The 12474-nt window shown below is 73.4% G+C and carries 13 protein-coding genes; 7 read left to right on the top strand and 6 right to left on the bottom strand.

The genetic code is table 11. From position 1 onward, the window contains the following. Positions 1 to 132 precede the first annotated feature (132 nt). Positions 133 to 750: a TetR/AcrR family transcriptional regulator gene (locus tag ACN267_RS12545; RefSeq protein ID WP_421488716.1), complete on the bottom strand. Its 618-nt coding sequence runs from the start codon at positions 748 to 750 to the stop codon at positions 133 to 135. Positions 751 to 847: 97 nt separating this feature from the next. On the opposite strand from ACN267_RS12545, the gene ACN267_RS12540 reads away from it, so the two are divergent. Then, entirely contained in the window at positions 848 to 1492 is a 645-nt protein-coding gene (locus tag ACN267_RS12540) for an O-methyltransferase (RefSeq protein ID WP_281898626.1), read from the top strand. A 23-nt stretch (positions 1493 to 1515) separates the two neighbouring features. Here ACN267_RS12540 and ACN267_RS12535 read toward each other — a convergent pair whose 3' ends face one another. The 4 genes from ACN267_RS12535 to ACN267_RS12520 all read right to left on the bottom strand — a co-directional run bounded on the left by ACN267_RS12535 (position 1516) and on the right by ACN267_RS12520 (position 4673). Continuing rightward, positions 1516 to 1932 (bottom strand): hypothetical protein, encoded by a 417-nt coding sequence (locus ACN267_RS12535; RefSeq protein ID WP_421488715.1) that lies wholly within the window; start codon positions 1930 to 1932, stop codon positions 1516 to 1518. Positions 1933 to 2029: 97 nt separating this feature from the next. After that, on the bottom strand, positions 2030 to 2944 hold the full coding sequence (locus tag ACN267_RS12530) for an alpha/beta fold hydrolase (protein WP_204960843.1): 915 nt from the start codon (positions 2942 to 2944) through the stop codon (positions 2030 to 2032). Beyond that, entirely contained in the window at positions 2941 to 3630 is a 690-nt protein-coding gene (locus ACN267_RS12525) for a TetR/AcrR family transcriptional regulator (RefSeq protein ID WP_421488714.1), read from the bottom strand. Before ACN267_RS12525 ends, ACN267_RS12530 begins: the two co-directional genes overlap by 4 nt. Positions 3631 to 3686: 56 nt before the next feature. Continuing rightward, the gene (locus tag ACN267_RS12520; RefSeq protein WP_204960844.1) at positions 3687 to 4673 is read right to left on the bottom strand and encodes an aldo/keto reductase; all 987 of its coding nucleotides are present in this window, start codon (positions 4671 to 4673) and stop codon (positions 3687 to 3689) included. Between the two features lie 129 nt (positions 4674 to 4802). Between ACN267_RS12520 and ACN267_RS12515 the strand changes: the two genes are divergently transcribed. From ACN267_RS12515 to ACN267_RS12505, 3 genes are all read left to right on the top strand, one after another. Continuing rightward, complete coding sequence (locus ACN267_RS12515; RefSeq protein ID WP_281898619.1) at positions 4803 to 5651, top strand: helix-turn-helix transcriptional regulator; 849 nt, start codon at positions 4803 to 4805, stop codon at positions 5649 to 5651. Positions 5652 to 5791: 140 nt separating this feature from the next. Beyond that, on the top strand, positions 5792 to 6709 hold the full coding sequence (locus ACN267_RS12510; protein WP_421488713.1) for an AraC family transcriptional regulator N-terminal domain-containing protein: 918 nt from the start codon (positions 5792 to 5794) through the stop codon (positions 6707 to 6709). A 139-nt stretch (positions 6710 to 6848) separates the two neighbouring features. Continuing rightward, the gene (locus tag ACN267_RS12505) at positions 6849 to 9614 is read left to right on the top strand and encodes an ATP-binding protein (RefSeq protein WP_421488712.1); all 2766 of its coding nucleotides are present in this window, start codon (positions 6849 to 6851) and stop codon (positions 9612 to 9614) included. Here the strand turns inward: ACN267_RS12505 and ACN267_RS12500 are convergent. Then, positions 9550 to 10152: a ferritin-like domain-containing protein gene (locus tag ACN267_RS12500; RefSeq protein WP_204960847.1), complete on the bottom strand. Its 603-nt coding sequence runs from the start codon at positions 10150 to 10152 to the stop codon at positions 9550 to 9552. The two genes, ACN267_RS12505 and ACN267_RS12500, sit on opposite strands and share 65 nt — an antisense overlap. Positions 10153 to 10482: 330 nt before the next feature. Between ACN267_RS12500 and ACN267_RS12495 the strand changes: the two genes are divergently transcribed. From ACN267_RS12495 to ACN267_RS12485, 3 genes are read left to right on the top strand one after another with little or no spacing between them, the layout of a single operon-like run. Continuing rightward, complete coding sequence (locus ACN267_RS12495) at positions 10483 to 10788, top strand: putative quinol monooxygenase (protein ID WP_204960848.1); 306 nt, start codon at positions 10483 to 10485, stop codon at positions 10786 to 10788. A gap of 53 nt (positions 10789 to 10841) precedes the next feature. Then, entirely contained in the window at positions 10842 to 11831 is a 990-nt protein-coding gene (locus ACN267_RS12490; protein WP_421488711.1) for an alpha/beta hydrolase, read from the top strand. Further along, positions 11828 to 12457 (top strand): class I SAM-dependent methyltransferase, encoded by a 630-nt coding sequence (locus ACN267_RS12485; protein WP_421488710.1) that lies wholly within the window; start codon positions 11828 to 11830, stop codon positions 12455 to 12457. The genes ACN267_RS12490 and ACN267_RS12485 overlap by 4 nt, the downstream gene beginning before the upstream one ends. Positions 12458 to 12474 lie beyond the last annotated feature (17 nt).

The following is a 12474-nucleotide window of genomic DNA, read 5'->3' as shown; positions in this document are numbered from 1 at the left end:
ACGTGCTGGGCGTCGAGCCCGCAGCCGGCGAGGTCCGCGTACGGATCGGGGCCTTCGCCGTCAACCCGCTCGACCAGATGGTCCGGGCCGGGCAGCCCCGCGGCCCGTGCGGTTGCCGCACGCGCCCGGTGCCTAGGCGGCTGCCCCGCCCGGCTGTTGCGACCGGGGCGACGCCTCGGGCTGCTGTCGGGCCGCCAGGGTGACCAGCGCGTCCAGCAGCGCGGGTGTCACGGGTTCGCCCGTCACGAGCACCCGGAAGTGGATCGGCCCGACCACCTGGTCGACGAGCAGGTCGACGTCCGCGTCGGCGGGTAGTTCGCCCCGGGTGGCCGCGCGGTCGAACGGCACCCGGTCGCGGGCGCGCAGCCGTGGCAGGACCTCCGCGCGTAGCCGGGCGGCCAGTTCGGGGTCGTGTTGGGCCTGGCCGGCCAGGGCCCGGAACACCGCGCCGGAGTCGGACACCTCCAGGAAGCGGACCAGTTCGTCGAGGTGGGCTCGGAGGTCGGTGTGGAAGGCGCCGGTGTCGGGCAGGGTGAGTTCCTGGGCGCTGTCGGCGGCGAACGCGTCGACCAGGATGTCGGTCTTGGAGCGCCACCACCGGTAGATGGTCTGCTTGGCGACGCCGGCCCGGGCGGCGATGCCCTCGATGGTGACCCTGGCGTAGCCGATCTCGGCGACGAGGTCGTCCGCCGCCTGGAGTACGGCCTCACGGGCCGCCTCGCTGCGGCCGTGCCGGTTGCCGCGGTGCATCGGACGCTCCTTCCCCGTGCGGTGTCCTCCACGTCCCCGACGACGCTACAAGACCCACATCTTCCATAGACGCAACGTTGCGTCTAGTCTACGACCCATGACGACGACACTGCACGACCCGGCGGTCCGCGACCTGATCGACCGGCTGTTCACCGAGGCCGAGCGCGACGACGAGCGTTCGCCGGGTCGGCCCGCGCCCACGGCCACCGCCCAGGAACGTTCTGACCTGCTCGAAGACGTCTACATGCCGATCTCGGCCCGGGGTGGCGACCTGCTCTACGCCCTGGTTCGCGCGGCCCGACCGCAGACGGTGGTCGAGTTCGGCACCTCGTACGGGATCTCGACGCTCTACCTCGCGGCGGCCGTACGGGACAACGGGGTCGGGCACGTCACGACGACCGAGCTCAGCGCGACCAAGGTGAAGGCGGCCCGCGCCAACCTGGAGTCGGCCGGGTTCGGCGACCTGGTGACCGTGCTCGAGGGGGACGCGTCGACCACCCTCGGCACGGTCGGCGGCCCGATCGGCCTGGCCCTGCTCGACGGCTGGAAGGAGCTGTGCCTGCCCGTCCTGCGCCTGATCGAGGACCGGCTCGCCCCGGGCGCCCTGGTCGTCGGCGACGACTCCACGTTCGCGTCGATGGGTGACTACCTGGCCTACGTCCGCGACCCGGGCAACGGCTACGTCAGCATCGACTTCCCCGTCGAGGACGGCATGGAACTCAGCTGCTGGACGGGCCGCTGACCAGGGAACCGGGGTGGCCGGGGTCAGTCCGGCGGCGCGGTGCCCGGTGAGATCGCGCCCCGGACGCACGCGGCCAGGAGCCTGCGCCGCCGCTCGTGCTCCTCGTCGGGTTCGTCGGCGGTCGCGGCGTAGCCGATGCTGGCCGCCGACCACGCGAACGCCATGCTCAGGACCAGGGTGAACAGGTCGAAGGGATCGCCCGGGCGCACCCGGCCGGCGGCCTGCGCCCGGGCGGTCGCCGCCAGCTTCGGCTCGTGGTCGACGGCCCGGCCCAGGCTGCCGGTGGGCTGCCGCTCCAGGCGTAGCCAGGTCAGCAGCCGGACCAGTCGGGGATCGCGCAGGTTCGCGTCGTACATCGCCACCGCCGATCCGGGCAGGTCGTCCGCGTCGAACGCGACCGCGCTCATGAGCTGGTCGGCGATGACGGCGTCGAACGGCAAGGCCGACGACGCCCGCGAACTCGGTGCCGTCGATCTGCTCGTCACGACCGACGACGCCCGCCTCCTTCGCACGACCGGGCGGGGTAGGTCGAACATCTCATCGCGTGCTCCGGTGCCCGGTGTCGGGAGCGCGCCCGGCCAACGCGGTGATGAACGTGACGATCTCGTCGGGGTTCTCCTCGGCCATGAAGTGCCCGCTGCCGGTGGCCCGGTAGGTGAGGTCCGGGGCCCAGGCACGCCAGAGCGCGGAGGCGTCGAAACCGAGCTGGGCGCCCCAGTCCTGGGAGATGACGCCGACGGGCATCGTGAGTTGCGCGCCGCGCTCACGGTCGGCGACGTCCATGTCGAGGTCCACGCTGGCCGTCGCGCGGTAGTCGGCCACGATCGAGTCGATCGCGGCGACGGAGCTGTCGACGTAGTGGTCACGCTCGTCGCGGGTGAAGGTGGTGCCGGTGGGGTCCCAGGCGTCGAGGAAGGAACCGAAGAACTCGGGACCGACGGCGGCGATCATCTTCTCGGGCAGGCCGGCCGGCTGGGCCATGAGATAGAGGTGCCAGGCGACCTTGGCGTCGACGCCGTGCAGGACGGCCCACGTGTCCAGGGTCGGCAGGACGTCGAGGATGCCGAGGTAGCGTACCGCCTCGGGGTGGTCGAGCCCGGCGCGGACGGCGACGAGGGCACCCCGGTCGTGGCCGATCAGCCCGAACTGGTCGAAGCCGAGCTGACGGGTGACGGCGACCACGTCGTTGCCCATCGTGCGCTTGGAGTAGGTGCCCGGGTCGTCGGCGACGGGCTTGCCGCTGGCCCCGTAGCCGCGCAGGTCGGGGACGATGACGGTGTGGTCGGTCGCGAGCTTCGCGGCGACGTGACGCCACATGTAGTGGGTCTGCGGAAAGCCGTGGAGCAGCACGACGGCCGGCCCGTGGCCGCCGACGGCGACGGTGAGGTCGACGCCGCCGTCGCCGGCGATCGTGTGGTAGGTGAAGTTGTCGATCACGAATGGCGTGGTCACGAATTCTCCCGGGTCGGGTCGGTGGTGCGGATTTCGGGATGGCCGGAGAAGAGGCCGGCGGGCAGCGTGGTCCCGCTGGTGGCGGAGGCGACGAGGGCCGGGATGATCACGGTGTCCACGAGTGCGGACAGGTAGGCGTCGTCGACCGCGAGGCCGTTCGCGTGCCGGAGCAGCAGCACCGATCCGACGACCTCCTCGAAGGCGAACGGGCTCGCCCCGGCGGGCAGTTCGCCGCGGGCGACCGCGGCGTCGATCACCGCCTGCGGCAGCCGGGCCCCGGTGGGGCCCGTGGAGCTCTCGATGGCGTCGCACAGTTCGGGGTCCTTCAGCCCGGCCTGGAGCAGCATCAACGCGGTGCCGGTGTCGGAGGTGGCCATCGTGCGTGCCAGCCGCCGGGCCAGGGCCAGCAGGTCCTCGCGCAGGGTGTCCCCCGGTGGCAGCGGGGACGTCGAGTGCCGGGCCGGCCCCGCCTTCACCGCGGCGATGACCATGTCCCGCTTGGATCCCCATCGCCGGTACAGGCTGGCCTTCGACGTCTGGCAGCGTCGGGCCACCGCCTCGAAGGACACGTCCTCGTACCCGTGCTCGGCGAGGATCCCGAGGACGGCCGCGGTGATCCGCCGCTCCAGCTCGGCATCGCGCGGCCGTCCCCGGGCCCCTGGTGGTTCTTCATTCCGATACGACACGCACCGTATCGTATCTCAGTGGGTCGGCACCGTCGACCGGGGGCCCCGTGACACCCTCAGTTGCCGACGCCGAGGCTGGCCATGAACGCCGCCGGGTAACGGTCACCGCGCGCGGCACCCTTCGGCACGGCCGCCTCGATCTCTTCGAGATCACCGGCCGACAGCTCCACCTCCAGCGCCGGCAACGCCTCGGCCAGCCGCTGCCGGGTACGCGCACCGACCAGCGCGACGATGGACGGGTCCTGCGCCGCCACCCACGCGATCGCCAACTGCGCCACCGTGCACCCCTTCGCCTCGGCGACCCGGCGCAACGCCGCCACCAGGGCGAGGTTGTGCGACGCGTTCTCGGCAGCGAAGCGGGGAGCGTGGTTACGCGGATCGTCCGCCCGCCCCGGCACCCAGTGCCCCGAGAGCAGACCACGGCCCAGCACCCCGTACGCGGTCAGCCCGATGCCCAACTCCCGCAGCGTGGGCAGCACCTCGGCCTCGACCGCCCGCGACAGCAGCGAATACTCGATCTGAAGATCGGCAACCGGGTGTACGGCGTGTGCCCGGCGGACGGTGGCCGCGTCGACCTCCGACAGCCCCACGTACCGCACGTAACCGGCGTCGATCATGTCCTTGATCGCGCCGATCGTGTCCTCGACCGGCACCGACCGGTCGAGCCGGGCCGGCCGGTAGATGTCCACGTGGTCGACGCCGAGCCGGGTCAGCGAGTAGTTCAGGAAGTTGCGCACCGAATCCGGGCGGGAGTCCTGACCGGCGAACCGCATGCCCGGCCCGACCTGCTGCCCGAACTTCACACTCAGCAGGTAGCTGTCCCGGTCGCGTCCCCGCAACGCCTCCGCCAACAGCAGCTCGTTGTGCCCCATGCCGTAGAAGTCGCCCGTGTCGATGAGCGTGACCCCCGCGTCCAGCGCGGCCCGTACGGTGGCGATGCTCTCCCCACGATCGGCCGGGCCGTACGTGCCCGACATGCTCATCGCCCCCAGCCCCACCGCGGAAACCGTGGGACCCGTGTCACCCAACCTGCGTGTCTGCATCGAAACTCTCCCTCGTCGGTCGATCCCGGCTCCACCCTGCGCCGCTTCCCGGCCCGCCGGCAGCGGAGCGCTTGTCGTGGGAGCGCCACTCCCTGGCTCGGTGCCAGCCTCGGCGGGCAGCATGGAGGCATGCAGCGTGAGCAGCTCGCCGACTTCCTGCGACGCCGACGCGAGGCCATCCGCCCCGCCGAGGTCGGCATCCCCGACGGCCCCCGCCGCCGCACCGTCGGCCTTCGCCGCGAGGAGGTCGCCATGCTCGCCGGCATGTCCGTCGACTACGTCGTCCGCTTGGAGCAGGGCCGCAGCAGCCAGCCGTCGACCCAGTTGCTCGGCGCCCTGGCCCGGGCCCTGCGCCTGACCGACGACGAGCGCAGTCACCTGTTCCACCTGGCCGGCCACCAGCCGCCGCCCGCCGAGGGCACCGCCCGCTTGGCCCGGGCCGGCCTGGTCCGGCTGCTCGACCTGGTGGGCGACACCCCCGCCATGGTCCTGTCCGACCTCAGCGAGGTCCTGGCGCAGAACCGCATGTCGGTCCTGCTCAGCGGAGACCACACCGGGCTGACCGGCGACCGCCGCTACGTCGCCTACCGCTACTTCACCGACCCGACCGTCCGCGACCTGCACGACCCGGGGGAGTGGCAGCGGCACGCCCGCCAGCAGGTCGCCGACCTGCGCGCGGTGGCCGGCCGGCGGGCCGGCGACCCGACCGTGACCGGCCTGATCGACCGGTTACGGGCGGCCAGCGACGACTTCCGGCGGCTGTGGGCCGAGCACGAGGTGGCGGTACGCCGGGCCGACCGCAAGACGTTCATCCACCCGCGCGTGGGCCGGATCACGATGGACTGCGAGACCCTGGTCACCCCCGATCTCGGCCAGCAGCTGCTGGTGCTGACCCCGGCCGACGCCGAGGCCCGGGAGCGGCTTGAGCTGCTGCGTGTGCTGGGAGTCGAGGAGTTTGCGACCGGCATGCCCCACTGACGGCTTCCTCGGACATCACCCTGGTACGCCGGGACAGCGGCAACTCGCTCCCGACCGGGTGGGGTCGCGACGGCGCGGTCGACCCCGGGGCGGCCCCCCGACGGCGACCTTTGCCTGGGCACGCGGGTCGCGGTGCTTGAATGGTGGGCATGCCGCTCGACGAGTTGCGTGTTCTGCTGGCCCGGCATGCTCGGCCCGATCTGGGCACCGGCATCGCCGACGTCCGCATCTTCCGCGCCGACCGGCCCACCCCGCCGACGCCGACCACCTACGGCCGGGTGCTGGCCCTCGTCGCCCAGGGCACGAAGCGGTTCGCGCTCGGCGACCGGGTGTACGAGTACCAGGCCGGCGACTACCTCGTCGCCTCGATCGACCTGCCGGTGACCGCGTACTTCGCCCGGGCCAGCCCGCAGGAGCCGGCGTTGGGCTTCGGCCTGACCCTGCACCCGGCCGCCGTCGCCGAGGTGCTGCTCCAGGCGGACCCGGCGGACCTGCCGGCGCCCGCCCCCCATCCACCAGCCGGCCTGGCCGTCAGCAGGGCCCCCGTCGAGCTGCTCGACGCCGCCGTGCGGCTGCTGCGCCTGCTCGATCAGCCCCGCGACATCCCCATGCTCGCGCCCCTGATCAAGCGGGAGATCATCTGGCGGCTGCTGACCGGCGAGCAGGGCGGCGTCCTGCGCCAGTTCGGCCTGCCCGACAGCAGCCTCAGCCACATCGCCCGGGCCGTCCAGTGGATCCGCGACAACCACGCGCAGCCATTCCGGGTCGAGGACGTGGCGCAGCAGGCGGGGATGAGCGTCTCCGCGTTCCACCGCAACTTCCAGGCCGCCACCTCGATGAGCCCGATCCAGTACCAGAAGCAGATCCGCCTGCAACGCGCCAGGCTGCTGCTCGCCGCCAACCCCGGCGACGTCGCCGGGGTCAGCCGCCGCGTCGGCTACGAGAGCGCCGCACAGTTCAGCCGCGAGTACCGCCGGCAGTTCGGCGGCCCGCCCCGCCAGGACGCGGCCCGCCTGCACGCCCGGACCGCCACGCGGGCGGCGCGTCGCGACAGTTGACGAGAACTCGCCTTGTCTTGCCCGTTCCTGCCTGACTGCCCGACGGACGATCCCGGTGGCGGCACACCCCGGTAGCCTGCCCGGACAAAGGGCGAGGTCGGCCGGGGCCGACGGACAACGATGGGCGCGTGAGGTGCGGGTGGCCGGAAGCGAACTGTTCGGACGCCACGACGACCTGGCGCAGCTCGCCGAGTTCCTCGACGTGGTGCGCCAGGGTGGCGGCGCGCGGCTGATCTGCGGCGAGCCGGGGGTCGGCAAGTCCGCCCTGATGACCGCCGCCATGGAGTTCGCCCTCGCGGACGGGATGCGCGTGCTGCGGGCGTCCGGGTCGGAGTTCGAGGCCGACGTCAGCTACTCCGGCCTGCACCAGCTGCTGCTGCCCGCGTACGCGGCCCTCGACCGTCTTCCGTCCGGTTCGCGCGAGGCGCTGTCGGTGGCGCTCGGCTTCGGCGTCGGCACGCCCCCGGACGTCCTCCTGGTCTGCAACGCCGCCCTGCTGCTCGTCACGGAGCTCACGGCCGACGAGCCGGTCCTGCTGGTGGTCGACGACGTGCACTGGCTCGACCGCGCGAGCGCCGTCGTCCTCGGCTTCGTCGCCCGGCGGCTGGCGGGTGTCCGGGCCGGGCTGCTGGCGTCGACCAGGGCGGGATCGGTGAGCTTCCTCGACCTGCGGGGGCTGTCCGAGCACGTCGTCGGGCCGCTCGACGACGAGGCCGCGGGGCGGCTGGTCGATGCCCGCCACCCGCAACTGCCGGCGCGGGTACGCCGACGCCTGCTCGACCTCGCCCAGGGCAACCCCCTCGCGCTGATGGAGTTGCCCGCCGCGCTGCTCGGCTCCGTGCGGCGCACGGAGACGCAGCCCGAGGTGGTCCCCCTCAGCGACCGGTTGCAGGCGATCTTCGCGGCCCGGTTGACCGGGCTGCCCGAGGCGACCCGGCGGGTGCTGCTCCTGGCCACCTTCGAGGGCACCGGCGACGTCCGGGTGCTCCGCGCCGCGCTGCCCGACCAGTCCAGCCTGGCCGACCTGGCCCCCGCCGAGCGGGCGCAGCTCGTCCGGGTGGACGACGCCACGGCCCGGATCGCGTTCCGGCATCCACTGATCCGCTCGGCGATCGTGGCGATGTCCACCCACGAGGAGCGCCGCACCGCGCACGTCGCCCTCGCCGGAGCCCTGGTCGACGACGGGGAACGCCGCGCCTGGCACCTCGCGGCGGCGGCCGTCGGCCCGGACGAGGCGGTGGCGGAGCTCCTGGAGGAGGCGGCGCACCGGGTGATGCGGCGCGGGGACGGGTTCGCGGCGGTGGCGGCCCTGGTCCGCGCCGCCGAGCTGAGCGCCACGAGCGCCGGCCGGGGGCGGCGGCTTGCCGAGGCCGCGTACATCGGCGCGGAGGCCAGCGGCACCATCGACGACGCGAAGATCCTGCTGACCGACGCGCGTCGGGCGGCTCCCGACTCGGCCGGTTCGCTGCACGCGGCCAACGCGACCGCCTTCCTCATGATCAACGGGGACGGCGACGTGAACACCGCCCACCGGCTGCTGGCGGGTGCCATCGAGACCGGCGACCACGGCTACCGGGCCGACGACCCCGCGCTCGTCGAGGCCATGCACACCCTGCTGCTGCTGTGCTGGTACGGCAGCACGCCGGAGTACTGGGAACCGTTCTTCGCGATGCTGCGCCGGATCCGGCCCCGGCCGCCGGACGTGCTCGCGCTGGCGAGCGACAGCTTCGCCGACCCGGTGCGCACCGGGAAGGCCGCGCTGGACCGGATCGACGCGGTGCTCCGCACGCTGACCGAGAACGAGGACCCTACCCGCATCATGCGGATCGGCACGGCCTCGGTGTACCTCGATCGTCTCGGCGACTCGCGGGAGGTGTCCTGGCGGCTGGTCGAGCAGGGGCGCAACGGCGGGGCGCCCCGCCGGCACCTCGGGGCCCTGATGCACCTGTGCCTCGACGACTTCCTGACCGGCCGGTGGGACGAGGCCGAGGAACTCGCCGCGGAGGGCCAGCGGACCTGCGACACCAGCGGCTTCTCGTTCTTCGCGTGGTACTTCAGGTACAACCGGGCGATCCTTGCCGCCGGCCGGGGACGGTTCGACGAGGCGTATGCGCTCGCCGACGAGATCACCCATTGGGCGCTGCCCCGGGGCGTCGCCGCCGCCGCGCTGTTCGCGCAGCATCCCCGGGTGCTCGCCGCCATGGGGCAGGGCGACTACGACGCCGCCTTCGGCCACGCCGCTGCGATGAGCCCGCCCGGCGTGCTCGCCTCCCACGTGCCGCACTGCACCTGGGTCATGTTCGACCTCGTCGAGGCGGCCGTACGCACCGGGCGGACGGCCGAGGCCCGGGCCCACGTGCAGGCGATGCGGGACGCGGACGTGGCTGGCTTGTCGCCCCGGATGGCCCTGCTCCAGGCCGGCGCGGAGGCCCTCGTCCTCGACGACGACGAGTCGGTGACCCGCGTGGAGGCCCGGCTGGCCGACGCCGCGACCCGACGGTGGCTGTACGACGCCGCCCGGGTGCGGTTGGCCCTCGGTGAGCGGCTGCGGCGGACCCGGTCGCCGGTGGAGGCCCGGCCGCACCTGCTGGCCGCACGGGACGGATTCGCCGCCCTGCCCGCAGCGCCCTGGCTCGACCGGGTGGCAGGGGAACTGCGCGCCTGCGGTCACCGTCCGGCCCTCCGGCAGCGGGGTGACCTGACCGCGCTGACGGCGCAGGAACTCCAGATCGCGCAGCTGGCGGCGAGCGGCCTGACCAACAAGCAGATCGCCGAACGCCTGTACCTGTCCCACCGGACCGTCGGCGCCCACCTGTACCGGATCTTCCCCAAGCTGGGCGTCACGTCCCGGGCCGCGCTCCGGGCCGCGCTGTCGCCGCCTGCTGCCGGGCAGCCGGCGCGCTGAGCTCGTCGGCCTGCGTCTCCTTCGCTTCGAGCAGCCGCTCCAGGAGCCGCCGGGTGGTGGGGTCGTCGTCGCCGATCCAACGCACCGCCTCCTGCAACGTCTGAACGAGGACCCGTGCCCCGACGAGGTTCTGCGTCACGATGCCGACGACGTCACCGTCGGGGAACGCCCGGAAGGCGACCCGGGACCGGGCGCCGAGGTGTTGCGGGTCGTAGTCGCCGACGCACCCGAGCTGCCGGATCCGGGTCGCGACCAGCCGCGCGTCACCACGGTCGCGGTCGGCCCCGGCGAACAGGAGCTCCGCGAGCGGCCGGGCCGACGGGGCGCGGACGGCCAGCGCATGCTGCTCGTACTGCAACGAGGACACGACCAGGCTTGCCAGCAGCACGTTGAGCAGGCGCGTGGTCGCCGGAAGGTCGGCCCGGTTCGACGGCGTGACCGGCCCGTCGTCGAGGTCGAACAGGGCCCGGTCGCGGACCTCGCGCATCCGCAGCACGGTGGGCGGCGATGCGGGGTGTTCCCGTCCTGATGGCGTCACACCGTCGATGGTGCGGCGCGGCTGTCGGCCCGCGCATCTGTCGAATGACCTAACCCCGGGGCCGACATGCCGGCGGTGGGCGGAGCCCGCAGCCCCCGCACCAGGGCACCGGGGCGCGGTGCGCCGGCGACTCCGCTCACGTCGCCGGTCACACCCGGCCACGGGGCTGCCCGATTGCAGCACCACCGGCTAGGTCATCGGCAGGGTGCGGCCCGGATCCCGGAAGTCGGATGACTGAAGAGGGGCGACCGGGCGGCCCCGAAAGTTGATCCCAGCCAGGCAACACCGTCGCCGCCGACATCCGGTGGCAGCCGCCGAGGAGAGTGCCCGATGACCGCAAGCTACGGCTTTCACGCCACCATGACCGCCCGCCCCGGCAAGGGCGACCAACTGGTCGACTTCCTGCTCGCCTCGCCGTCGCTGACGAATGAGGACTGCGTCGTCTTCCTGATCGGCCGATCCGCCGCCGACTCCGACGTCGTCCACGTCACCGAGGGTTGGACCACCGAGGAGGCGCATCACCGGTTCTTCGCCACCGACGAGGCACAGGCCCTGGTCAACCGGCTCCAGCCGTTGCTCGCCGGTGAGCCGGCATACCTCGACGAGGTGCCGATCGGCGGCAAGGCCGCCATCTGAGATCCGGCACGGACATCCGCCCCTGCGCACCGAACACGAACAGGAAACCCCTCATGGCACTGACACGTCCCCCTCTCGACCCCGAGCTGCGCGCGTTGCTCGCCGACATGCCGCTCGTGCCCGAACTCAACCGCGAGGTGCTCCCGCAGATCCGGCAGTTCTCGTCGACGCCCGTGGAGCCGCTGCTCGAAGGCCGGGCGGTCGACCGGCGCGAGGTCAGCATCGCCGGTGCCGACGGCGCGGACATCCCGCTGTCCGTCTTCAGCCCCGCCGGCCCGGACCACACCGCCCCGGCCCCGTGCGTCTACTGGATGCACGGCGGCGGAATGGTGATGGGCGACCGCTTCTCCCAGCTCGACATCCCGCTGGAGTGGCTCGACCTGTTCGGCGCCGTCGTGGTCTCCGTGGACTACCGGTTGGCGCCCGAGGCCACCGGCACCAGCCTGGTCGACGACTGCTACCACGGTCTGCTGTGGGTGGCCGGGCACGCCGACGAGCTGGGCGTCGATCCGGGCCGGATCATCGTCGCCGGGGTCAGCGCCGGTGGTGGCCTCACCGCCGGGGTCGCCCTGCTGGCCCGCGACCGCGGCGGCCCGCCGCTCGCCGCCCAGGTGCTGATCTGCCCCATGCTCGACCACCACAACGACACCACCTCCAGCCGCCAGTACGCCGGCGAACCCGGCGTGTGGACGCGCGAGATGAACGAATTCGGCTGGCGGTCGGTGCTCGGTGACCTGGCCGACGACGCCGTACCCGCTCACGTCTCTCCCGCGACGGCCGGCGACCTGTCCGGCCTCCCGGACACCTACGTCGACGCCGGCACCGCCGAGGTGTTCCGCGACGAGGCCGTCGCCTATGCCACCCGCCTCTGGGCCGCCGGTGGCCAGGCCGAGCTGCACATCTGGGCGGGTGGCTTCCACGGGTTCGACGCCCTGTACCCGCAGGCGCTGATCTCGGCCCAGGCCCGCCGCGCCCGCACCGACTGGCTCGCCCGGGTGCTGACCCCACGGCCACAGCTCGCCGGGCGGCGGGCCGGGCGATGAGCGACAACCACCGGGCGCAGTTTCTGCGCGAGTTCCTCCGTGACCCGTTCACCGTCGCCGCGGTCGCCCCCAGCGGCGGCCCGCTGGCCGACCTCGTCACCGCACCCGTGCCCGACGTCGGTGAGCCGCTGGTCGTCGAACTCGGCCCCGGCACCGGGGCGTTCACGGCCGCCATCCAACGCCGGCTCGCCGGCCGGGGCCACCATCTCGCCGTCGAGGTCAACGGGCGGTTCGCGGGCCTGCTGGCCACCCGGTACCCGCAGCTCGACGTCGCCGTGGCCGACGCACGCGACCTCGGCGAGGTGCTGGCGCGGCGGGGCCACCGCCGGGCGGACGTGATCGTGAGCGGCCTGCCGTGGGCGGCGTTCGCCGGGAACCAGCAGGACGAACTGCTGCAGGCCGTCACCGACGCGCTCACCCCGGACGGGGCGTTCACCACGTTCGGCTACACGCTCGCCCGCAGCGCCCCGCCCGCCCGGCGGCTGCGGCGGGCGCTGGGCGACCGGTTCGAGGAGGTCGTGACCGGCCGCACCGTGTGGGCGAACCTGCCGCCGGCATTCGTGTACTTCTGCCGGCGACCCCGGGCCGCGGCGCGACCCCGCACGCTGCTGTCCCTGGCCCCCTGAGCGACGGAACCCGAGAG

The organism is Micromonospora sp. WMMD734 (assembly GCF_049178975.1).
GTDB lineage: Bacteria > Actinomycetota > Actinomycetes > Mycobacteriales > Micromonosporaceae > Micromonospora > Micromonospora wenchangensis.
Note: the sequence above shows the minus strand (reverse complement) of the source record. Positions and strands in the feature narration are given on the sequence as shown.

Coding starts and splice junctions, on each gene's coding strand:
- ACN267_RS12510 (WP_421488713.1), top strand. CDS start 5,792: ATGGTGGGCATGCCGCTCGACGAGTTGCGTGTTCTGCTGGCCCGGCAT.
- ACN267_RS12490 (WP_421488711.1), top strand. CDS start 10,842: ATGGCACTGACACGTCCCCCTCTCGACCCCGAGCTGCGCGCGTTGCTC.
- ACN267_RS12485 (WP_421488710.1), top strand. CDS start 11,828: ATGAGCGACAACCACCGGGCGCAGTTTCTGCGCGAGTTCCTCCGTGAC.
- ACN267_RS12540 (WP_281898626.1), top strand. CDS start 848: ATGACGACGACACTGCACGACCCGGCGGTCCGCGACCTGATCGACCGG.
- ACN267_RS12520 (WP_204960844.1), bottom strand. CDS start 4,673: ATGCAGACACGCAGGTTGGGTGACACGGGTCCCACGGTTTCCGCGGTG.
- ACN267_RS12515 (WP_281898619.1), top strand. CDS start 4,803: ATGCAGCGTGAGCAGCTCGCCGACTTCCTGCGACGCCGACGCGAGGCC.
- ACN267_RS12545 (WP_421488716.1), bottom strand. CDS start 750: ATGCACCGCGGCAACCGGCACGGCCGCAGCGAGGCGGCCCGTGAGGCC.
- ACN267_RS12495 (WP_204960848.1), top strand. CDS start 10,483: ATGACCGCAAGCTACGGCTTTCACGCCACCATGACCGCCCGCCCCGGC.